At 73.2% G+C, this 20,157-nt stretch carries 16 protein-coding genes and 1 rRNA gene; 8 read left to right on the top strand and 9 right to left on the bottom strand.

The genetic code is table 11. From position 1 onward, the window contains the following. Positions 1 to 13: 13 nt before the first annotated feature. Both JQX11_RS13500 and JQX11_RS13495 read right to left on the bottom strand, forming a co-directional pair. Positions 14 to 1,405 carry a carbohydrate-binding domain-containing protein gene (locus JQX11_RS13500; protein ID WP_204925329.1) on the bottom strand — a complete coding sequence of 464 codons (1,392 nt, stop codon included), beginning with the start codon at positions 1,403 to 1,405 and terminating at the stop codon, positions 14 to 16. A 281-nt stretch (positions 1,406 to 1,686) separates the two neighbouring features. Beyond that, positions 1,687 to 2,667, bottom strand: a complete 981-nt coding sequence (locus JQX11_RS13495) for an NAD(P)-dependent alcohol dehydrogenase (RefSeq protein WP_204925328.1) — start codon at positions 2,665 to 2,667, stop codon at positions 1,687 to 1,689. 113 nt (positions 2,668 to 2,780) lie between these two features. Between JQX11_RS13495 and JQX11_RS13490 the strand changes: the two genes are divergently transcribed. Both JQX11_RS13490 and rph read left to right on the top strand, forming a co-directional pair. Continuing rightward, positions 2,781 to 3,488 carry a TetR/AcrR family transcriptional regulator gene (locus JQX11_RS13490; protein ID WP_204925327.1) on the top strand — a complete coding sequence of 236 codons (708 nt, stop codon included), beginning with the start codon at positions 2,781 to 2,783 and terminating at the stop codon, positions 3,486 to 3,488. A gap of 361 nt (positions 3,489 to 3,849) precedes the next feature. Next, entirely contained in the window at positions 3,850 to 6,492 is a 2,643-nt protein-coding gene (rph, locus tag JQX11_RS13485) for a rifamycin-inactivating phosphotransferase (RefSeq protein WP_204925326.1), read from the top strand. A gap of 88 nt (positions 6,493 to 6,580) precedes the next feature. Here the strand turns inward: rph and JQX11_RS33055 are convergent, their stop codons facing one another. The 4 genes from JQX11_RS33055 to JQX11_RS13465 form a co-directional block, all read right to left on the bottom strand. After that, positions 6,581 to 6,811 (bottom strand): ferredoxin, encoded by a 231-nt coding sequence (locus JQX11_RS33055; RefSeq protein ID WP_307826173.1) that lies wholly within the window; start codon positions 6,809 to 6,811, stop codon positions 6,581 to 6,583. Next, positions 6,808 to 8,031 carry a cytochrome P450 gene (locus JQX11_RS13475; RefSeq protein WP_204925325.1) on the bottom strand — a complete coding sequence of 408 codons (1,224 nt, stop codon included), beginning with the start codon at positions 8,029 to 8,031 and terminating at the stop codon, positions 6,808 to 6,810. Before JQX11_RS13475 ends, JQX11_RS33055 begins: the two co-directional genes overlap by 4 nt. A gap of 180 nt (positions 8,032 to 8,211) precedes the next feature. Continuing rightward, positions 8,212 to 9,072: a hypothetical protein gene (locus JQX11_RS13470; protein ID WP_204925324.1), complete on the bottom strand. Its 861-nt coding sequence runs from the start codon at positions 9,070 to 9,072 to the stop codon at positions 8,212 to 8,214. Between the two features lie 107 nt (positions 9,073 to 9,179). After that, a complete protein-coding gene (locus tag JQX11_RS13465) occupies positions 9,180 to 11,687 on the bottom strand; it encodes a S8/S53 family peptidase (protein ID WP_204925323.1) in 2,508 nt (835 codons plus the stop codon). Between the two features lie 139 nt (positions 11,688 to 11,826). Between JQX11_RS13465 and JQX11_RS13460 the strand changes: the two genes are divergently transcribed. Next, a complete protein-coding gene (locus tag JQX11_RS13460; protein WP_204925322.1) occupies positions 11,827 to 13,581 on the top strand; it encodes an RNA polymerase sigma factor in 1,755 nt (584 codons plus the stop codon). Here the strand turns inward: JQX11_RS13460 and JQX11_RS13455 are convergent. Further along, entirely contained in the window at positions 13,578 to 14,165 is a 588-nt protein-coding gene (locus JQX11_RS13455) for a TetR/AcrR family transcriptional regulator (RefSeq protein WP_204925321.1), read from the bottom strand. The two genes, JQX11_RS13460 and JQX11_RS13455, sit on opposite strands and share 4 nt — an antisense overlap. Before the next feature lie 107 nt (positions 14,166 to 14,272). Between JQX11_RS13455 and JQX11_RS13450 the strand changes: the two genes are divergently transcribed. From JQX11_RS13450 to JQX11_RS13440, 3 genes are read left to right on the top strand one after another with little or no spacing between them, the layout of a single operon-like run. After that, positions 14,273 to 15,202, top strand: a complete 930-nt coding sequence (locus JQX11_RS13450; protein WP_204925320.1) for an SDR family NAD(P)-dependent oxidoreductase — start codon at positions 14,273 to 14,275, stop codon at positions 15,200 to 15,202. A gap of 49 nt (positions 15,203 to 15,251) precedes the next feature. After that, positions 15,252 to 15,617, top strand: a complete 366-nt coding sequence (locus JQX11_RS13445) for a metalloregulator ArsR/SmtB family transcription factor (RefSeq protein WP_204925319.1) — start codon at positions 15,252 to 15,254, stop codon at positions 15,615 to 15,617. Beyond that, entirely contained in the window at positions 15,614 to 16,117 is a 504-nt protein-coding gene (locus tag JQX11_RS13440; protein WP_204925318.1) for an SRPBCC family protein, read from the top strand. The genes JQX11_RS13445 and JQX11_RS13440 overlap by 4 nt, the downstream gene beginning before the upstream one ends. A 50-nt stretch (positions 16,118 to 16,167) precedes the next feature. Here the strand turns inward: JQX11_RS13440 and argS are convergent, their stop codons facing one another. Both argS and JQX11_RS13430 read right to left on the bottom strand, forming a co-directional pair. After that, positions 16,168 to 17,886, bottom strand: coding sequence for an arginine--tRNA ligase (argS, locus tag JQX11_RS13435; protein ID WP_204925317.1), 1,719 nt, complete (start codon positions 17,884 to 17,886; stop codon positions 16,168 to 16,170). A 575-nt stretch (positions 17,887 to 18,461) separates the two neighbouring features. Then, positions 18,462 to 18,896, bottom strand: a complete 435-nt coding sequence (locus tag JQX11_RS13430) for a PRC-barrel domain-containing protein (RefSeq protein ID WP_204925316.1) — start codon at positions 18,894 to 18,896, stop codon at positions 18,462 to 18,464. A 297-nt stretch (positions 18,897 to 19,193) separates the two neighbouring features. On the opposite strand from JQX11_RS13430, the gene JQX11_RS13425 reads away from it, so the two are divergent. Then, entirely contained in the window at positions 19,194 to 19,487 is a 294-nt protein-coding gene (locus JQX11_RS13425; protein ID WP_204925315.1) for an SCO4848 family membrane protein, read from the top strand. A 596-nt stretch (positions 19,488 to 20,083) separates the two neighbouring features. Next, a 16S ribosomal RNA gene (locus tag JQX11_RS13420) occupies positions 20,084 to 20,157 on the top strand; the annotation flags it as partial.

The raw sequence follows: 20,157 nt of genomic DNA, 5'->3' as shown, positions 1-20,157 counted from the left end.
GCAGGGCCCGGGCTCAGAACCGCCCGTACCGGCCGGCGGTGACGCCGGTCAGCACCCGGGTGGCCCCGGTGATGCTGCCGCCGGTGTAGAGACCGCCGACGTTGGTGCCGGTCACGCTGCCGCCGGTGTAGATGTCGTACCGCTGGCCGTTGGTGATCCGGTTGGACGAGAAGACGACCTCCCGCACGGTGGCCGAGGTCCGGTACGAGCCCAGCACCGTGCTGCCGGACACGACGTGCACGATGGTGTTGGCGGCCAGGTTGGCGTTGAACCGGGGGGCCACCCAGCCCTGGCCGGTGTTCGGCACCGCCTGGAAGACGGCCAGCGAGGTCAGCGCCGCGCCCACCACGGTGCCGCCGGTGAAGGCGATGGGACCGTCGGCGTCGATCGCGCCCTCGCCGCCGCCCCGGGTGCTGGAGCCCCGGGCCACCACGGTGCCACCGGCGAAGGTGAGCGACCCGTTGGAGTCGAAGCCGTCCGTGCCGCCGGTGGCCACCACCGTGCCACCGGTGACCTTGATGAACGCGATCGCGGACGGTTCCATGTGGCCGAGGCCCTCCTCGGCGGCGTTGACCGCGTCGTCGCTGGCCACGACCGTGATGGTGCCGCCGCTGATGGTGGTCCGGAGCCCTTCCAGCGCCTCGTAGGACCTGGTGACGTTGATGGTGCCGCCGGAGATGTTCAGGACGTTCTCACCCTTGATGGCGTCGTCGGCGACCGAGGCCGTGATGGTGCCGTTGGTGATGGTGAGCACGCCCTTGCCGGCCTCGGTGTCGTTGGACTTGAGCCCGTCGCCGCCGGACGAGGTCACGGCGATCGTGCCGCCGTTGACGGTGAGCGAGTCCTTGCCCCGGATCGCGTCGTCCACCGCGTTGACGGTGATGGTGCCGGACTGGATGACCAGGTCGTCCTTGCTGACGATGCCGTCGGCGTGGTTGGCGCGCACGGTCAGCGCGCCGGTGCCGCCGATGGTCAGGTCGGCGGCGCTGAACAGGGCGGCGTCCGGCTCGCCGGTGTTGGTGTACGTCGCCGCGTCGGTGAGGTTGTTGCTGGTGCCGGCGGCCAGCGTGAGGGTGACCGCGCTGGCGTTCGTCACGTACAGCGGCGAGGAGGTGGTGTTGGTGATCGAGGCGCCGGCGAGGACGAGTTCCACGGTGCCGGTGACGGCGGTGTCGACCTTGACGTAGCCGTTGTTCAGCGTGCCCCTGATCTCGTAGGAGCCGGGCGCGGTGATGGTGACGGCGCTGCCGGCCACGGTGACGTTGCTGCCGGTGACGCTCGCGCTGGAGCCGTTGAGGGTGATCGTGGCGGTCGCGGCGGCGACGGCGGCGACGGCGAGCGGGCCGGCCAGCAGGGTGGCGGTGAGGCCGGCCAGGACGGCGGTACGGCGTGCGGTGGCTGTCATGGGGGTCCTGTTCCTCGGGTACGGGCGGAGGGGGTGCGCTGGGCCCGGGCGCGGTGCGGACGCCTCGACGGCCGGCCGTCGGCAAGGTGAACGGCGGATGAACGAGGCTTGGCATCGACGATGGTAAATGAGATTCAGCACTCACCGACAGTGCTGGAGCGGGAAATCGAAGCGCTTTCACCATTGCCAGCTGATTGACAGGTGACCCTGACGAAACTCTGAGCCGAACGCACTTGACCGGGGAATCGGGGACCCGACCGCATCGGTTGCGGCGTCAGCGCTCAGATGGTGACGACCGTCTTCGCCCGGGCGTGCCCGCCTTCGAGACGGGCGATGGCGCGGGGCACCTCGGACAACGGGCAGGTCCGGTCGATGACCGGGGTGAGCCGGCCGGCCTCGGTGTACGCGCGGAGCGCGTCGAGGTGTTCCCGGCCGGGGGTCGCCGTCAGGACGACGATGCGCTGCCCGACGAAGGGGGCGAGTAGCCGCCCCCGGGCCAGGAGCCGGACCGGCCCGAGCAGGCTGCCACCCCGGTACACGCCGCCGCCGGAGAGCACCAGCGTCCCGGTCGGGGTCAGGGCCCGCCGCAGCGCGGTGAGCGAACGGTTGCCGACCAGGTCGAACACCACGTCGTGCCGGCCGCCCCGGGTGAAGTCCGCGCGGGTGTGGTCGACGACGTGGTCGCAGCCGAGGGAGCGGACCAACTCGACGTTGCGGGTGCTGCACACCCCGGTCACCGTCGCCCCGAGCGCCCGGGCGAGCTGGACGGCCAGGGTGCCGACGCCGCCGGAGGCGCCGTTGACCAGCACCCGCTGGCCGGGCCCGACCCGGGCCGCGTCGCGCAGCCCCTGCAACGCGGTGACCCCGGCCAGCGGCAGGGCCGCCGCCTGCGGCGCGGTCAGGTTCGCCGGCCTCGACGCGACCAGGGTCGCGGGCGCGCACACGTACTCGGCGAACGCGCCGTTGGCGTCGCCGAGGTCGCCGAAGACGGCGTCGCCCGGACGCCGGTCCCGCACGTCGACGCCGACGGCCTCGACCCGGCCGGCGAAGTCACGCCCCCGGATCCGGGCCCGGGGCCGCGTCGGGCCCAGGGCCAGCCGCGCCATCCGGGGATCGCCCCGCATCACGTGCCAGTCGTACGCGTTGAGCGCGGCGGCCTCGACCCGGACGAGCACCTCGTCGGCGGCGGGCACCGGCACGTCGACGTCGGCGAGGGTCAACGTCTCCGGCGGGCCGTACCGGTCCTGCACGATCGCCTTCACGGTTCCTCCTCAGGAGTGTACGGCGTACACCGCCGTGTCCCCACGGTAGGTGTACGCCGTACACCTGTCAATGCGGTTATGGTTTCCCTCGCCGACCGAGGACGGGAACCGAGATGGCCGAGCAGGCTGAGACGCTGCGCCGGACGCCGCTGAGCAGGGACCGCATCCTGCGCGCCGCCGTCACGCTCGCCGACGGGGCCGGCATCGAGTCGCTCAGCATGCGCAACCTCGCCCAGGAGCTGGGCGTCGTGCCGATGGCCCTCTACAAGCACGTGGCCAACAAGGACGAACTGCTCGACGGCATGATCGACGTGGTGGTCGGCGAGATCGAGCCGCTCACACCGGGCGTCGGCTGGCAACCCGCGATCCGTCGCCGGGTCCTCTCGGCCCGGCAGGCGCTGCGCCGGCACCCCTGGGCGTCGCTGGCCATCGAGTCGCGGAGCACCGCGACGCCGGCCGTCCTCGGCTACCTCGACTCGATGATCGGTGCGTTGCGGGCCGGCGGGCTCTCCGCCGACCTCACCCACCACGTCATGCACGCCCTGGGCAGCCGCATCCTGGGCTTCAGTCAGGAGCTGTTCGACGCGTCCCGGCAGGCCGGCCGGACCGGACCGACCGCCCCGACACCCCCCGCGCCCCTGCCGCCGGAGGTCGCGGCCCGGTTCCCGCACGTCGCGGAGGTCGCCACCGCCGCCGCGCACGACACCGGCTCCGTCGTCGGGGCGGGCTGCGACGACCAGTTCGAGTTCGAGTTCGCGCTGGACCTGCTCCTGGACGGCATCGAACGGCTGCGCGCGCAGGGCTGGACGTCGACGCACTGATCCGCTGAGGTCGGCGCTCGCCGGTCACCGGCGTGTCGAGCCGCAGCGCGCCCCGGTCCCGATATCGACAGGCGACCAGGTGAAAACGTTTTCGCCGGGCGCGTTCACCATTCTCTCGCGCCCACCATTTCCTGCTCTCCCAACATATAGCGCACGGGGGGACTTGCCGCAAGACCCGGGTCACCCCGCAGAATCGTCAGCCGTGGTCGCCACCAGCGGAAATGCATCACGACGGTGCGCCGGCGACCTCATCACCAGCGGAAGGCGAAATGATGTCCACGTACCCGACGACATATTCGGGGCCGCTGAACCACCCGGCCGCCGTCCCGCGGCCGGGCCCGACCGTCCCGGGGTCCTCCAGGTGAGCGGGCGGTACGTACGGGGGCTGCGTGAGGTCGACCCGACGCAGCGGGAACTGGTCGGCGGCAAGGGCGCCCACCTCGGTGGGCTGACCCGGCTCGACGGGGTCCGGGTGCCGGCGGGCTTCTGCGTGACGACGGACGCCTTCCGGCGGGTCACCGCGCTGGCGTCGGGACTCGACGGGCAACTCGATCGACTGGCCCGGCTGGCACCCACCGACCGGGCGGCGATCGGCGTCCTCAGCGCGCAGCTCCGCCGGACCATCGAGGGCGTCACCGTGCCCGACGACGTCGCGACGGAGGTCACCCGTGCCCTCGAAACGCTCGGCGGGCACGGCGGGTACGCCGTGCGGTCCAGCGCGACGGCGGAGGACCTGCCGACCGCCTCCTTCGCGGGACAGCAGGACAGCTACCTCAACGTGGTCGGCCCGGCCGCGGTCCTGCGGCAGATCAGCCGGTGCTGGGGTTCGCTGTTCACCGCACGGGCCGTCACCTACCGCCAGCGCAACGGCATCGACCACCGCCGGGTCGCGATGGCGGTGGTCGTCCAGCGGATGGTCCCCGCCGGGGCGGCGGGCATCCTGTTCACCGCCGATCCCGTCACCGGCAACCGGCGGGTCTCCTTCGTGGAGGCCGGGCTCGGCCTCGGCGAGGCCCTGATCTCCGGGCTGGTCGACGCGGACGTGTTCCGGGTCCGCGACGACCGCGTCGTCGCCCGGACGATCGCCGCCAAACGCCACGCCCTGCGCACCACGACGACCGGCGGGACGCGGGTGGTGGCGATCGACCCGCAGCGGCAGGACCAGCCGGCGCTGACCGACCCGCAGGTCGTCCGGCTGGCGCGGCTGGGTCGGCGGATCGAGGCGCACTTCGGCCAGCCGCAGGACGTGGAGTGGTGCCTGGTCGACGACGACTTCCAGATCGTCCAGACCCGACCGGTCACCACGCTGTTCCCCGTCCCGGTGGCCGACGACACCGACAACCACGTCTACGTCTCCGTGGGCCACCAGCAGATGATGACCGACCCGATGAAGCCCCTCGGGTACTCGATGTACCAGCTGATCGCCGCCCGGCCCATGTACGAGGCCGCCGGCCGGTTGTTCGCCGACGTGACGCCCGAGCTGGCGTCGCCGACCCGCCGCGCCGGCCTGCTGGCGGCCCTGGGCAGATCCGACCCGCTGATCGGGGACGCGTTGCGGACCGTCGTGGAGCGCGGTGACTTCGTCCGGGAGGTGCCGGACGAGAAGCCCGCCGGGCCGCCACCCGGGCCGGCGGCACCGCCCGTCGAGACCGACCCCGAGCTGGTCACCGAGCTGATCACCCGGATCGACGACGCCAACGCCGCCCTGCGCCGCGAGATCCGGACGAAGTCCGGGCCGGCGCTGCTCGATGTCATCCGGACCGACTTCCCCCGGCTGACCCGGATGATGATCGACCCGAGGAGCATCCCGGTCATCATGGCCGGGATGGAGGCGGTCTGGTGGCTCAACGAGCACCTGCAGGAGTGGCTCGGTGAGCGCAACGCCGCCGACCTGCTCACCCAGTCCGTCCCGCACAACGTCACCTCGGAGATGGGGCTGGCCCTGCTGGACGTCGCGGATGCGATCCGGCCGTACCCGGAGGTCGTGGCCTTCCTGAGCCGGGTGGCGGACGACGGCGGGCCCGACCGGGAGCACGACGGCCCCGGTGGCCCGGACGACCTGCTGGCCGGGCTGGACCAGCTCGCCGGTGGCCGGGAGGCCCGGGTGGCCATCGTGTCCTGGCTCGACCGGTACGGCATGCGGGGGGTCGGCGAGATCGACATCACCCGGCCCCGCTGGCGGGAACGTCCCGCCATGCTGGTGCCGCTGATCCTGGGCAACATCAGGAACTTCGCACCGGGGGCCGGCGGGCGGCACTTCGAGCAGGGCCTGCGGACGGCGCGGGACAAGGAGCGGGAGGTGCTGGAGCGGCTGCGGGCCCTGCCCGACGGCGGCGCGGACAAGGCCGACCGGACCAAACGGATGATCGACCGGGCCCGGACGTTCGTCGGCTACCGGGAGTACCCGAAGTACGGCATGGTCACCCGCACCTTCGCGTACAAGCAGGCGCTGCTGGCCGAGGCCGACCGCCTGGTGGCCGACGGTGTGCTGCGGGACCGGGAGGACATCTGGTACCTGACGTTCCCCGAACTCGACGAGGTCGTCCGCACCCGCCGGGTCGACGACGGGCTCATCCGCCGACGGATGGCGGACCACCGGTCGTACCGGGCGCTCACCCCGCCCCGGGTGCTCACCTCGGAGGGCGAGATCGTCGCCGGGACGTACCGGCGGGACGACGTGCCGGTCGGGGCGCTGGTCGGCCTGGCGGTCTCCGCCGGGACCGTCGAGGGTCGGGCGCGCGTCGTACGGGACGTGGCACAGGCCGATCTCGAACCGGGGGACATCCTCGTCACGCCGTACACCGATCCCAGCTGGACGCCGCTGTTCGTCACCGTCGCCGGGCTGGTGACCGAGGTCGGTGGCCTGATGACCCACGGCGCGGTGATCGCCCGGGAGTACGGCCTGCCGGCCGTCGTCGGGGTGGTGGACGCCACCCGGCTGATCCCGGACGGGCAGCGGATCCGCGTGCACGGCACCGACGGGTACGTCGAACTCCTCCCGTGAGCGGCCGCCGGTCGGGTGCCCGGGTCACGGGGCCGGGCACCCGACCGGCGCGGCGTGAATGGAGGTGGCGGACGCCCACCCCGTACCGTCAGCCGATCCGGATCGCCCCCGCCGGGCAGAGGTCGACGGCCCGCTGGACGCGGTCGCGCAACGCGGCCCGCGGTGCGGGGTCGCGCAGCAGCACCAGGCCGTCGGTGTCGTCCTGGTCGAAGACCTCCGGGGCGGTCAGGACGCAGTTGCCCGCCCCGCAGCACCGCTCCCGGTCGACGGCCACCCGCGGCGTCGTCTCCGCCGGTAGCTGTCGTGGGGCGGGCGTCACCAGGTCACCGGGAGGGTGTCGAGGCCGAACACGATGGAGTCGTTGCGGGTGGTCAGCTCCTGCGGGTCCGCCGTGACCCGCAGGCCGGGGAAGCGGCGGGCCAGCTCCACCAGCGTGATGCGCAGTTCGGCGCGGGCGAGGGGTTGCCCGATGCACTGGTGCACCCCGAACCCGAAGGCGACGTGCTGGTGGGCCTCCCGGTACGGGTCGAACTCGTCGGGGTCGTCGAAGACCTCGGTGTCCCGGTTGGCCAGGGCGATCAGGGCGATCACCCCGTCGCCGGCCCGGATCGTCTGGCCGCCGATCTCGACGTCCTCGGTGGCGACCCGGAACAAGCCGGTCCGGACGATGCTGAGGTAGCGCAGCAACTCGTCCACCATCCCCGGCGCGAGTTCCGGCCGGTCGCGCAGGAGCGCCCACCGCCCGGGGTCGCGGGTCAGCAGCAGGACGCTCAGGCCGAGCATGTTGGCGGTGGTCTCGTGCCCGGCGACGAGCAGCAGCAGGGCCATCCCGACCAGCTCGTCGACCTCAAGTTCACCCGGCTCGACCCGGTCCCGGACCAACCGGCCCAGCAGGTCCTCCCCGCCGTCGGGTCGGGCCCGCTTGGCGTCGACGAGCGAACGGAGGAACGCCCGTAGCTCCTGGGCGGCGTGCTGGAGCTGCTCCGGCGGCACCCGGCGGTCGAGCAGCAGACGGCTGCGCGACTGGAAGAAGTCGTGGTCGGCGTAGGGGACGCCGAGCAGGTGGCAGATCACCTTGGACGGCAGGGGCAGGGCGACGGTCGACACGAGGTCGGCCGGCGGGCCGGCGGCGGCCAGGTCGGCCAGGGCCTCGTCGGCGGTCCGGTGGATCAGCGGTTCGATCCGCCGGACGTTCTTGATCATGAATTCGGCGGTCAGCATCCGCCGCAGGCGGGTGTGCGCCGCGCCGTCCATCTGGAGGAACGCGCCCCGGGAGTTCCGCACCGTCTCGGGGGGCAGCGGGCGCAGCAGCGGGAAGCCGGGACGGTTCAGGTCGGAACTGAACGCCGGGTGGCGCAGCAGTTGGCGTACCTCGGTGTGCCGGCTGACCAGCCAGGCGGTGGCGCCGGTGGGCAGCAGCACCCGGGTCACCGGGCCGGGGTACCGCTGTCGTTCGGTGTCGTCGAGGAGGGTGAACGGGCTGTTCGGGGAGGTGGTCGGCGGCCAGGGGGGCAGTTCGGTCTGCGTGGACTGGGTCATGTGGAACATCTCCTGCCATGACGCTGAGTAGTCACATCGATTCGTGACGTTACTCACCGACCAGGGTCGACACAACCCTCGGCCATCCGACGGCCGGCGACGCCACCGGCCCCGCGGTCCCGCGCCGACGGGCGGCACGGGTCGCGGAGCCGGTGACAGGGCCTGGCGACGGTCGACGGCTCAGGTCGCGCAGACGGCGTACGCGCGCACCTTCCAGTTGCCGCTGAAACCGTTCTCGTCCTCGGCGGCGCGGACGGTCGCCGTGGTCGACGAGGTGGGCCGCATCTCGGTCAGCCGCACCTGGCCCTCGCCACCGACGATCTCACCGCCGACCCCGTGCAGGCTCTTCCCGGCCGGGCAGGTGGCGGTGACCGCACGGCTGGCCGTGGAGTTGTCGGAACTGTCCACGATCACCCGCTGCTCGCCGGGGAGCGGGTCGACACAGATCACCGAGGCGTCCACCGACCAGTTGCCCGCGAAGGCGTTGCCGGCCTCGACCCCCGCCACCGTCACGCTGTTCTGACCGATCCGCAGGTCCTCCAGGAGTACGTCACTCGCCCCCGAGCCGACGGCCGCGCCCCCGCCGCCGATCGCCCGCTTGCCCACCGGGCAGAACAACTCCAGGAACTTCGGGTTGACCGAATTGACCGCCGAGTGGCCGGTCACCACCTCCAGCCCCGACGGCGCCGGGGCGCAGATCGCACTCGCGGTGAGCGACCAGTTCCCGGCGACACCGTTGGGGTCCTCCCGGCCGGTCACCGAGTAGAGCCCGGCGTTGGCCAGCGGCTGCACGATGTCCATGCCCACCTGGCCGAGACCCGACCCGCTGATCGCGCCGCCACCGCCGATGACCGAGGTGCCGGTCGGGCAGACCGCGTTCTGCGACTTGGCGACGCTGTTGCTCGGCCCGACCGTCGTGCGGAACTGCAGGCCGGGCACCGCCGCCACCGGCCCGCTGAGCGCGACCTGCCCGAGCACGACCGCGCTCAGCAGGGCACCCCCCAGGGCGACCGTCCGCCGCGTCCACGTTTGTCCACGCATGGTGTTCTCTCCTTGAGTACGTACGGTCCGGGAACCGGCCGGTCCCCGGTCAGGGTCGGATCGGGGCGGGAGCCGGGCGGTGCCCGGCCCCCGCCGGTACGGGTCGGTCAGCCGACGAGGTGCTGGATGCGGACCGGCACGGAATCCGTGCCGACCAACCCCGTCGCGTCGAAGACCTCCAGCCACACCGACCAGGTGGTGGTGGCGGTCCCGCTGGTCAACTGGGCCAGCGCCGCGGTGAACGAGGCACAGTTCTTCGGCGTGCCCTTGTCGTCGACCGGCTCGCCGGTGGGCACCCCGCCGCCCTGGCACAGCACCTGCTTGACGCCACCGTCGCCGTACGCGGTCCACCGGAAGCGGGTCCCCGCGACCGTGCCGTCCTCGGCGTCGGTGCCGGTCCCGGCGAACGCGACCGACTTCGGCCCGGCCTCCACCGTGGTCAGGTCCAGCGCCGTGGCCGGCTTGGTGATCGTGGCGGTCGGCCGGGACTGCCCGGCCGGGGCCGAGGTGACCGAGAAGGCGCGCTGCACGCTGGACCCGGCCGTCGCGAACGTCACCGTGTACGCCCCCGGCGTGACCGCGTTCGCCGGCAGGACCGCCTGGTGGCCGGTCTTCTCCAGGACCACCGTGTTGCCCCGGCGCACCGTCCAGGTCACCTGGGCGTCGGGGACCGGCCCGAACTCGTCCGGGTCGTTCGAGGTGCCGAGCAGCCCGACCGACTGCCCCGCGACGAGGGTCAGCCCTGCCGGCGGCGAGATGATGGCCACCTTCGTCGGGCTGTCCACCACCGTGACGGTCACCGACGCCGAGCCGGTACGCCCCAGACTGTCGGTGGCGCTGGCGGTGACGACGTGGGTGCCGGCCGACAGCGACGGCACGAACGTCTGCGACCCGGTCGCCAGCTCACCGTCGATGCTGCTGGTCCAGGTGAGCGGGATCTCCTTGCCCAGGAAGTCGGTCGCGGTGCCCCACAGGTCGACCGACTGGCCCACCGCGAACTTCTGCTTGGTCTTCGGGGTGCTGATGCTCACCGCCGGCTTGCCGACGGTCACGCCCAGCGCCTCGGCGACGGCGGCCAGCGCGTCGACCCGGCGCTGACTGCCGGTCACCTTGCCGCCCAGCCCGCCGACGTGCGCGGTGTCGTTGAGGATCTGCCGGACCTGCTCGGAGGTGAGCGTCGGGTCGGCGGCCATCACCAGGGCGGCCACCCCGCCCACGAACGGCGAGGCGACACTGGTGCCGCAGGTGGTCTTCGTGGTGTTGACGGCCGGCGTACCCGGGTCGGTCAACCCCGGCACACACATCGGACCGTAGATCTCCACCGACGTGGTGAGGTCCTTGGTGCCCCAGTTCGACCCGCCGGCCACGGTCGCGTTCGTGTTCATCCCACCCACGCACATCACGTGGGTGCTCTCGCAGGGCACCCAGAGGGTGTCGCCGTCGACGTTGGTGCCGTTGTTCCCGGCGGCGGCGACGATCAGTGCGCCGGTGTCCCGGACGTGCTTCATCCGCCGGTCGGTCCAGGTGCGGGCATGGCTGACGCCGAGGTTCACGTCCCGGGTGAAGCTGAGGTTGACCACGTCCGGGTGGGTCGACTCGGCGGCCTTCTCCAGCCGCCGCAGGACCGTCCAGTAGTCGATGCCGTTGCGGACGGCGACCAGTTCCTGCACCACCGGCCCGGCCGGTCCGGCGGTGCCGTAGTCGTTGTCGACCCGCCCCATCGCGGCGAGCACCACGTCGGTGGCGTGCCACGGGCAGGGCGTGCCGCCGGTGCAGTCGTTGGTGTTGGTCTCGCCCCACTCCACCTTGTGCAGAGAGACCTTGCTCGGGAAGTCGGAGTTGAACTGGAACCCGCCGTCCTGCACCAGGTACTTCACCTGCTTGGTCAGCCTGCTCTTGCTCTCCAGCAGCTGCCAGGCCGGCGCGACCCCGACGTCCAGCGCGCCACCGGCCCGCATGAACGACCAGTCGAAGACGTTCTTGCCGATGTCCGGGGCCTCGAAGACCTGGCCGTCGGCGATACCGGACGGCTCCACCAGCCAGTCGAGGACCACTTCGGTGCCCGTCCGCCACTCGGCGGCGGCCAGCGCGAGCAGGCGCAACGCCCGCTCGTCGCCGACCCGGAACCCGCCGGACTGGCGCGGTTCGGCGGCGAGCAGGTCGGCGACCAGCCCGGCCGGGTCGGCCTTGGCGACGTCCACCCGGACCAGGTGGTCCTGCCCCTCGGCGTCGGGTGCGAACGAGTCGAGCACCTGGCCGCCCCAGCGGGCCAGGAAGGCGTCCAACTCGGCCTGGCCGGCGGTCCGCACCATCACCTCGTCGAGGACCAGGCCGGCGGGCCTGCCGTCCGGCCCGGCCACCACGCCGATCTCCCGGTCGGTGCCGGTCCGACCGACCGGGTCGAGCCGCAGCCGGGGCGCGACCAGGCCCGGGTCGACCCGGAAGGCCAGCGGCTCGGCACTGGTGGCGTCGGTCGGCCCGGTCGGGCCACCCGGTGTGGGTGCGGCGCCGGCGTCCGTGGTCGCGACGAGTCCGGCGGCGAGCGTCGCCGCCACTACGGTGGTCAGGTACCGGCGGACGCGGGTCCGGCGGGTCGCGGAGCGTGTCGTTGTCATGGGTGTCTCCCGGTGTCGGCGGTGCGATGACACCGGTAGGAGCGCGCCGGGGTCGGCATGCCAACAGAAACTTCCCGGGGATTTTTTTCTTCGCTGTACTGGAACCGGTCGACGAGCGGTGGGGGCACGGATGAACGTGATGGCGCAGGACGACCGGGCGCTCGTCGAGGCGCTCCGGCGAGGTGACCGGATCGGCCTGGAGGGCATCTACCGGCGCTACGCCGACCGGCTCTACACGTACGCCCGGACGATGCTGCACGAGCCGGAAGCCGCCGCGGACGCCGTCCACGACGCGTTCCTCACCGTCGGCCAGCGCATCGACCAGCTCCGCGACCCGGACCGGCTGCGCTCCTGGCTGTACGCGATCGTGCGCAGCGAATGCCTGCGGCAGTTGCGGGAACGGGCCCGGTCCGCGCCGCTCTCGGAGGCGGCCGAGCCGGTGGCCGACACCGGTGACCCGGCTGCCGGGGTCAACGCCGACCAGGTACGCGCCCTGGTGCACCTGGCGGTCGACGCGCTCAACCCCGGCGACCGTGAGGTGGTGCACCTGGCGATCCGCCACGACCTCTCCTCCGCCGACATCGGTACGGCCCTGGGGGTGCCCACGAACCACGCGCATGCCCGGCTGTCCCGGGCCCGGTCGCAGCTCGAACGGGCGCTCGGCACGCTGCTCGTCGCCCGCAGCGGGGCACGGGACTGCCCGGCCCTGGCCGAGCTGCTCGGCGACTGGCAGGGCCGGCTCACCCCGGTCCTGCGCAAGCGGCTCGCCCGGCACATCGACGACTGCGCACGGTGCGGGCTGCTCCGGCGCGAACAGTGCAACCCGGCGGCGCTGCTGACCGCGTACACCGCGCCGGGGTTCCTGGTGGTGGCCGAGACGGTGTGGTCGCGTCTCGCCGAGGCGGGCTCCACCGCCGTGCAGGCCACCGCCGAGCTGCCGGCCGGCAGCGGTCCGTCCGCCGTCGACCCGTCCGGACCCACCGTCGGGAGCGACGCCACCGACGTCACCGCAGCCCACGGCCCCGCCGGGCCGACCCCTCCGGCCGGTCCCGATCCGTCGTCGGCCGCCGGTCCGTCGTCGCCCGATGATCCGACGCCCCCGGCCGGTCCGATGTCGACGGAAGGGTCCTCCGGTGTCGCCGGTCGGTCGGATGCCGCCGGGCGGGGCGGGTCGGATCCGGCCGGCGTCGCGGCGGCCCCGGCCGGCGCGGCGGCGACATCCACCGCGACCCGGACGGCGGGCGTCGCGGCCCGGGACCGCGACCGGCGGCGTCGGCGGCGGATGGCCGTGACCGCCGGGCTGTTGCTGCTCCTGGTGGTGGCCGGCACCTGGGCGGTGTCGGCGGCCGGGCGGGACGCCGAACAGGTGTCGGTGACGGCCGGCGTCCCCACCGGTGCGGCGGCGGTCACGCCGTCCGCCCCCGCCACCGTGGCTCCCTCGGCCCGGACGACCCCGGGGCCCGACGCGAGCGGTGCCGGTGAGCCGTCCGCGCCCGGCGGTGCACCGGCCGGCACCGCGACAGGGGTCGTCCCGGGTCCGACGCCGGCACCCTCCCGGCCGCCGGCCGCTCCCCGCCCGACGACGGGTGCGCAGCTCGCCGCGCCCTTCACGGTGTCGGCCGACGCGCACGTCCGCTGCGGCGCGGACGCCTACGCCCTGGTCGTCCGGGCCACCGGCAGCGGTGCGCTCAGCAGCGCGCAGGTGCGGTACACCCCCGCCGGGGGCGTCCCGACGAGCTGGGCGATGACGGTGGACGGCTCGTCCGCCCGGGTGACCGTGGGTCAGCTCCGGGCGTCCGCCGTGACCTGGACGGTACGGGTGACCGCCGTCGACGGCCGGACCGCGCAGAGCCCGTCGTCCACGGTGGCCGATCCGTGCGTGCGGCCGGGCTAGGCGGGCGGGGGTGAACCCTGGTCGGGTGCGCGGACACCGGCGAGCAGCACGGCCAGGTACAGCTCGACCCGGTCGTCGGGCGCGTCGGCGATCCGGGCGGCGAACGCGGTGCCGCAGACCAGGTGCTGCAGGTCGTCCAGGGTGAGTCCGGGACGTAGCTGACCGGCCCGCGTCGCCCGCTCCAGCACGGTCGCGGCCAGCGCGGCCAACTCCGCCCGGCGGGTCGTGGTCGGTGCGGTGGCGTCCTCGTCCGGGCTGGTCGAGAGCACTTCGGCGAGGGTCGGCTCGGTGAGCTGACCGAGCAGGATGCTGCGCAGCAGCCGTTGCAGTCCCGCCCACGGATCGTCGTCGTGGCTCGCCGCCTGTGCCTGGTCGAGCAGGGCGGCGAAGGCGTCGGCGGCGAGCGCCTCCAGCAGTGCGCGCCGGGTCGGGAAGTGTCGGTAGACGGTGCCGACCCCGACCCCGGCCCGCCGGGCGATGTCGTTGAGCTGCAACGACAGGTCGCCCTCCGCCACCAGCGCGCGGGCGGTGGCCAGCACCCGGTCGCGGTTGCGCGCGGCGTCCGCGCGCAGTGTCGTCGTCACCGCGCCAGCCTAACCCAGCGGATTGCCCATCCGATCGGATTGACAATCCGTTTAATCGGGGCTTGAATCGGATAGGTAATCCACTCCTCTGTCGGAAGGCACTCGCCATGCATCGCGCACCCGGTTGGACCGCCGCCGATCTCACCGACCAGTCCGGCCGGACCTTCGTGGTCACCGGCGCCAGCAGCGGCCTCGGCACGGCGATCACCCGCCACCTGGCCGCCCGGGGCGGCCGGGTGGTGATGGCCGTGCGGGACACCGCCAAGGGCGCCCGGGTCCGGGCCGAACTCCGCCACGCCCACCCCCGGGCCGATCTCGTCGTCCGCCGGTTGGACCTGCTCGACCTGGATTCCGTCCACGCCTTCGTCGACGGTCTCGACCGCGACGTCGACACGGTGGACGCCCTGGTCAACAACGCCGGGATCGGCACCGTCCCCCGACGGTTGAGCCCGCAGGGGGTGGAGAGCCAGTTCGCCACCAACCACCTCGGGCACTTCGCCCTCACCGTCCGGCTGCTGCCCATGCTGGCCGTCGGCCGGAACCCGGTCGTGGTCACCGTCTCCTCCGGTCTCTACCGGCTCGGCCGGCTCGACCTGACCGACCTGGCCGCCGGACGCCGTTACTCCGCCGCCGGTGCCTACGCCACGTCGAAGCTGGCCAACGTGCTGTTCGGGCTGGAACTCGACCGCCGGCTGCGGGCCGCCGGCTCCCCGGTACGCAGCCTGCTCACCCACCCCGGGATGACCAGGACCGACCTCTCCCGGGACCTGCCGCCACTCGCCCGTCGGATCGAGACCGTGCTCGCGGGCCCGCTGCGCCGCCCACTCGACGAGGCCGCCGCCCCGATGCTCTTCGCCGCCACCGTCCCGACCGCGCCCACCGGCCGGCACATCGGTCCCGGCCGACGCTTCCGCAACGCCGAGCCCACCTTCGCGCCGTTGCGGGGTCGCGCCACCGACCGGCAGCTCGCCGCCGACCTCTGGGCCCGCTCCGAAGAGATCACCGGGGTGCGCCTGACGCCCGCCCCGCTGCGCTGAGCGGCGGGGGCCGACCGGTAAAGCGTAACCCATAGGTTACGCTTTTCCGGTGGACGAGGTGGCGGCGGCGATATCCGATCCGGTGCGTCGCCACATCCTCGAGCTGCTACGCGACGGCGACCTTCCCGCCGGGGAGATCGCCGACCGGTTCCCGATCAGCAGGCCGGCGGTCAGCCGCCACCTGCGGGTGCTGCGGGACAGCGGCCTGGTCCGCAGCGAGCTGGTGGGCCGGCAACGGCGCTACCGGCTCGACGCCGACCGGTTCACCGAGCTCGCCGACTGGCTCGCCCGGTTCCGCCGCCCACGCGGCTGGGCGCAGCACCTCGACGCGCTGGAGACCGAGGTCCACCGCACCCGCCGGGAGCGCCGCACGCGCGACAACCAGGCGGACCGACCCAGAGGAGAAACCGCGTGACCGGCACCCCCACCGGACGGCTGTTCCGTACCGCCACCGGCACCGACCTGGTGCTGGTACGCACCTTCCGCGCCCCCGTCGCGGACGTCTGGGCGAGCGTCACCGAACCCGAGCGCACCGCCCGCTGGTTCGGCCCGTGGGAGGGCGACGCCGGCCCCGGCCGGACGATCCGGTTGCAGATGGTCTTCGAGGACGACGCCCCGTGGACCGAGTTGCGGATCGAGACCTGCGAGCCGCCCCGGCACCTGGCCGTGTCGGCGGCCGACGGGTCGGGCGGCTGGCGGATCGAGCTGCTGCTCACCGAGACGGCCGGCCGCACCGAGCTGCGGTTCACCCACCACCTCGACAGCGAGGAGCACGTCGGCGAGATCGGCCCCGGCTGGGAGTACTACCTCGACCTGCTGGTGGCCGCCGGGACGGACGCCCCGAAGGCCGGGTTCGACGACTACTACCCGGCGATGAAGCCGTACTACGAGGGGCTGCGCGGTCCGGCCGCCTGAGCCCGCCGGGGCCGCGATCCGGTCGACCCGGCGCGGCCCCGGCGTCGCGCTCACATCCGGTCGAGCGTCCGGATGCCGAGCAGGTCCAGTCCCTGCCGCAGGGTCCGTCCCGTCAGGTCGGTCAGCAGCAGCCGGCTCGCCCGCAGCTCCCCGTCTGCCCGCAGCACCGGACACCGCTCGTAGAACGTGCTGAACCGGGTGGCCAGCCGGTGCAGGTAGCCGGCGAGGTGGTGGAACTGCGCCGTCCGGGCCACCTCGTGGACGACACCGGCGAACCCGAGCAGCTCGACTGCCAACGCCCGCTCCGCCGGGGTACCGGGCAGCACCACGGTCGCCGCCCCCGGCACCGCACCGGCCCGCCGTAGCACCGACCGGGTCCGGGTGTACGCGTACTGGAGGTAGGGGGCGGTGTTGCCGTCGAGGGCGAGCATCCGCTCCCAGTCGAGCACGTAGTCGCGGGTCCGGTCGGTGGCCAGGTCGGCGTACTTGACCGCGCCGATGCCGACGGCCCGGCCGATCTCGGCCGCCGCCGCCTCGTCCAGGTCCGGGTTGCGGGTCCGGGCCAGCGCGGTCGCCCGGGTGACCGCCTCGGTCAGCAGGTCGACCAGCTTCACCGAGCCACCGGCCCGGCTGCGCAGCATCCGCCCGTCCGGGCCGAGGACGGAGCCGAAGCCCAGGTGCTCGGCCCGGACCGGCGGGCGCAGCCACCCCGCCTGCCCGGCCACCGCGAACACCATCGCGAAGTGCTGCCGCTGCGGCAGGCCCACCACGTAGAGCAGCCGGGTCGCGCCCAGCTCGTCGACGCGCTGCCGTAGCGCCGCCAGGTCCGTCGCCGGATACCCGTACCCACCGTCGCCCTTGCGCACGATCAACGGCAACCCGACGCCGTCGCGTCCGACGAACCCGGGCGGGAAGACGCAGGTCGCCCCGGCGCTGTCGGTCAGCAACCCGAGCCGGTCGAGGTCGGTCACCACCGCTCCGAGCCGGTCGTTGTAGGCGCTCTCGCCCCGGAAGTCCTCCCCGGTCAGCGTGACGTCGAGCAGCTCGTACACGGTCAGGAAGTACCGCTGGGACTGCCCGACCAGCAGCCGCCACAGCCGGCGGGTCTCCGGGTCGCCGCCCTGCAACGCGACCACCCGCTGCCGGGCGCGTTCCCGGAACGCCGGGTCGGCGTCGAACTTCGACCGGGCCGCCCGGTAGAACCCGTCCAGGTCGCCGATGGACAGTTCCTGCGCCGCCTCCGCCTCACCGAGGTCCACCAGGTGCGCGATCAGCATCCCGAACGGGGTGCCCCAGTCGCCCAGGTGGTTGACCCGGACGACACGGTGTCCGAGCCAGCCCAGCACCCGGACGGCCGCGTCGCCGATGACCGTCGAGCGCAGGTGCCCGACGTGCATCTCCTTCGCCACGTTCGGCCCCGAGTAGTCGACCACCACGGTCTCCGGCTCGCCGGTCACCGGCACCCCGAGCCGCTCGTCGCCGGCGAGCGCGGCGACCATCCCGGCCAGTGCCCCGTCGGCGAGGGTCAGGTTGACGAAGCCGGGGCCGGAGACCTCCGCCACCGCGCAGACGTCGTCGAGGACCGCGTGGTCCAGCACCGCCCGGGCGATCTCGCGTGGGGGCCGACCGAGCCGCCGGGCCAGCGCCAGTGCCGCGTCGGACTGGAAGTCCGCCCGCGGCGAGCGCCGCACGGTGGGCGCGACCGGTTCGCCGGCCACGGCGGCGAACGCGGGCGTCAGCCGGTCGGTGAGCAACCTTTCAAGATCCATTGGTACGCCGATCTGCTCGGATCCGTCAGTCAGGCGGATCCCCGGACGGGGGAGCCTGCGGACGGACCGAGGACAGCGGTGGTGACCGGCGGCTCGATCCGCCGGTCGCAGGGGAATGGGTCAGCGCGGGCGGGCGACGGATCGCCGGCGTCGCTCCGCACCGACCACGACGTCGTACGACGTCCGGGTGTGCTGAGCGGTCGCGCTGGTCATGCCGGCAGCGTACCGGAACGTCGGCGTGGCTGGTCCGGCCCTGCCGGCCGCGTCCGGTCCCGGCGTGGCCGGTCGGCTCTGCTGGCCACGTTCCGTCCCGTGCCGGCCTGGTCGGTCGCCCTGCCGATGCGTCCCGTCCCGGCGTGGTCGGTCGGCCCTGCTGGTCCTGGCCTGGCCCGGTCCTGGCCTGGCCTGGCCTGGCTTGGTCACGGCCTGGGCCGGTCCGCCCGCGAGTGCCCGTCGGGCGGACCCGGCCGGCGAGGCGATCGGTCTCGTTTTGCAGGGCATGCCGGCACCGGAACGACCACGGTGCCCGTCGGCGGGTCTCGACCCCCACCGAGATGCCGCCGGGGCCCCGCCGGTCAGCCCCGGCGGTAGCTCTGCGTGTAGTAGTCGCCGACCTGGTCGCGGTAGTCCGGCCGGGCACCGTCCTCAGGATCGAAGGCCGGGGAGTCCTTGACCTGTTCCCGGCTCCGGTCGACGTGCACCACCCGGTCCCCGTGGTCCACCCGGGCGACCGTGCCGACCGGCAGCAGGACCTTCCGCCCGAAGATCCACGGCCCGGTGTCCACCACCAGCCAGCGGGCACCCGCGTCCTCGCTCGCCTCGTCGATCGCGCCGATCCGCCCGTCGGTCGCCTCCACCCGGTATCCGGTCAGGTCGAGCGGCGTGCCCGGGCCGGGCGCGTCCGGTCCGTCGTGCGACTCCCGGTCGGGCCGCTCACCCGGCTCGGTCTGGTCGTATCCGCCGGCCAGCGCCGCCGGGTCACGCCACGCCCACGGGTTGAACGGCTGCATCCGGGCCACCTCCACCTCGTCGTCGACCCCTGCCAGGTGCCCCGACCCCCACCAGCGGAAACCCGGCCATCAGATCCGGCCCGGCGGGACCCGACCCGCCCCGACCGCCAGGTGACCGCCACTCGGCCCGTCGCTCGGCCCGTCGCTTGACCGTGTTGATCAAGAAGTTTGCGTCACGGACGCCCTCCGAGGGTGACGCAAACCTCTTGATCAACACGGTGTGGTCCGGGGACCGCGGCCGGGGGCGGGAGTGGGGGTGGGCCGGTAGGCGGCAGGGCGCTGGGATACTCGTCGACCATGGTGTTGTCGCGGGGTTGGTCGTTGTTCCTGGTCGGTGTCGGGGTGTGGACCTGGGTGATCTGGCCGAGGTTCGGGCTCGCCATCTGGAACGACACGCGGGCCTGGTCGGGAGATGCGGCCGGCATGGGCGCGCCGACCGGCTTCCTCTGGATCCACGCGCTGCTCATCGCCGCCTCGTTGGCCATCGGCTCCACGGCCGGCGTGCTCGGCGTCCGGGGGTGGCGGGCGGCCCGTCGCCTGTCCCGCCGAAGTCAGCCGGGCGGCGCGGAAGCCGATGACCAGCGGATTTGACGATCAAACCTGAGGCCGCGTAACTTTCTCTCTGCCAGCGCGGAACGGGCAAACGGGGTGAAAAGCCCCGGGTTCGGATCCGATGTGTGGCACCGGGTCGTCGGGGGCACTGTCTCCAGGACGACGCGGTCCGGGTGGGGCTAGCCGAACGCCGCAGGGCGGATTTGGCCGGGCGGAACCGACCGGGTAAGGTTGTCGACCGGCAGAGCACCGGGCGAGCATGCGGGAGACCGCAGCGGCCGGTTCTGCCAAATCCGATGATCAATCGCAGCGCTGGCCGCTGCGTGCGCTCAGCGGAGCAAGGCCGTACGAAGCGTGACACACCGGGACACACCGGTTGACACGGGGAAGACGGTGAGGTAACGTAGTAAAAGTGCCAGGCGCGAGAGCGCGGGGCGCGACGAACGAGATACCCCGGTCGGGTTGCCGTTGGTGCGGTGGTTTGGCTGGTGTGTGGTTGTTCTTTGAGAACTCAACAGGGTGCTTGTAAAGCCAGTGCCAATTGTTTTATACCCCGGGCTGGGCAGGCTTTGGTCTGTTCGGTTTCGGATTCCTTTGGCAACACTTTTGTTGTCAGGATGCTGTTCAACAGGTTTTTGTTGGAGAGTTTGATCCTGGCTCAGGACGAACGCTGGCGGCGTGCTTAACACATGCAAGTCGAGCGGAAAGG

Source organism: Micromonospora humida (assembly GCF_016901255.1).
GTDB classification, from domain to species: Bacteria; Actinomycetota; Actinomycetes; order Mycobacteriales; family Micromonosporaceae; genus Micromonospora; species Micromonospora wenchangensis.
Note: the sequence above shows the minus strand (reverse complement) of the source record. Positions and strands in the feature narration are given on the sequence as shown.

Coding starts and splice junctions, on each gene's coding strand:
- JQX11_RS13470 (WP_204925324.1), bottom strand. CDS start 9,072: ATGCGTGGACAAACGTGGACGCGGCGGACGGTCGCCCTGGGGGGTGCC.
- JQX11_RS13460 (WP_204925322.1), top strand. CDS start 11,827: ATGGCGCAGGACGACCGGGCGCTCGTCGAGGCGCTCCGGCGAGGTGAC.
- JQX11_RS13450 (WP_204925320.1), top strand. CDS start 14,273: ATGCATCGCGCACCCGGTTGGACCGCCGCCGATCTCACCGACCAGTCC.
- JQX11_RS13475 (WP_204925325.1), bottom strand. CDS start 8,031: ATGACCCAGTCCACGCAGACCGAACTGCCCCCCTGGCCGCCGACCACC.
- JQX11_RS13465 (WP_204925323.1), bottom strand. CDS start 11,687: ATGACAACGACACGCTCCGCGACCCGCCGGACCCGCGTCCGCCGGTAC.
- JQX11_RS13430 (WP_204925316.1), bottom strand. CDS start 18,896: ATGCAGCCGTTCAACCCGTGGGCGTGGCGTGACCCGGCGGCGCTGGCC.
- JQX11_RS13500 (WP_204925329.1), bottom strand. CDS start 1,405: ATGACAGCCACCGCACGCCGTACCGCCGTCCTGGCCGGCCTCACCGCC.
- argS (WP_204925317.1), bottom strand. CDS start 17,886: ATGGATCTTGAAAGGTTGCTCACCGACCGGCTGACGCCCGCGTTCGCC.
- JQX11_RS13490 (WP_204925327.1), top strand. CDS start 2,781: ATGGCCGAGCAGGCTGAGACGCTGCGCCGGACGCCGCTGAGCAGGGAC.
- JQX11_RS13425 (WP_204925315.1), top strand. CDS start 19,194: ATGGTGTTGTCGCGGGGTTGGTCGTTGTTCCTGGTCGGTGTCGGGGTG.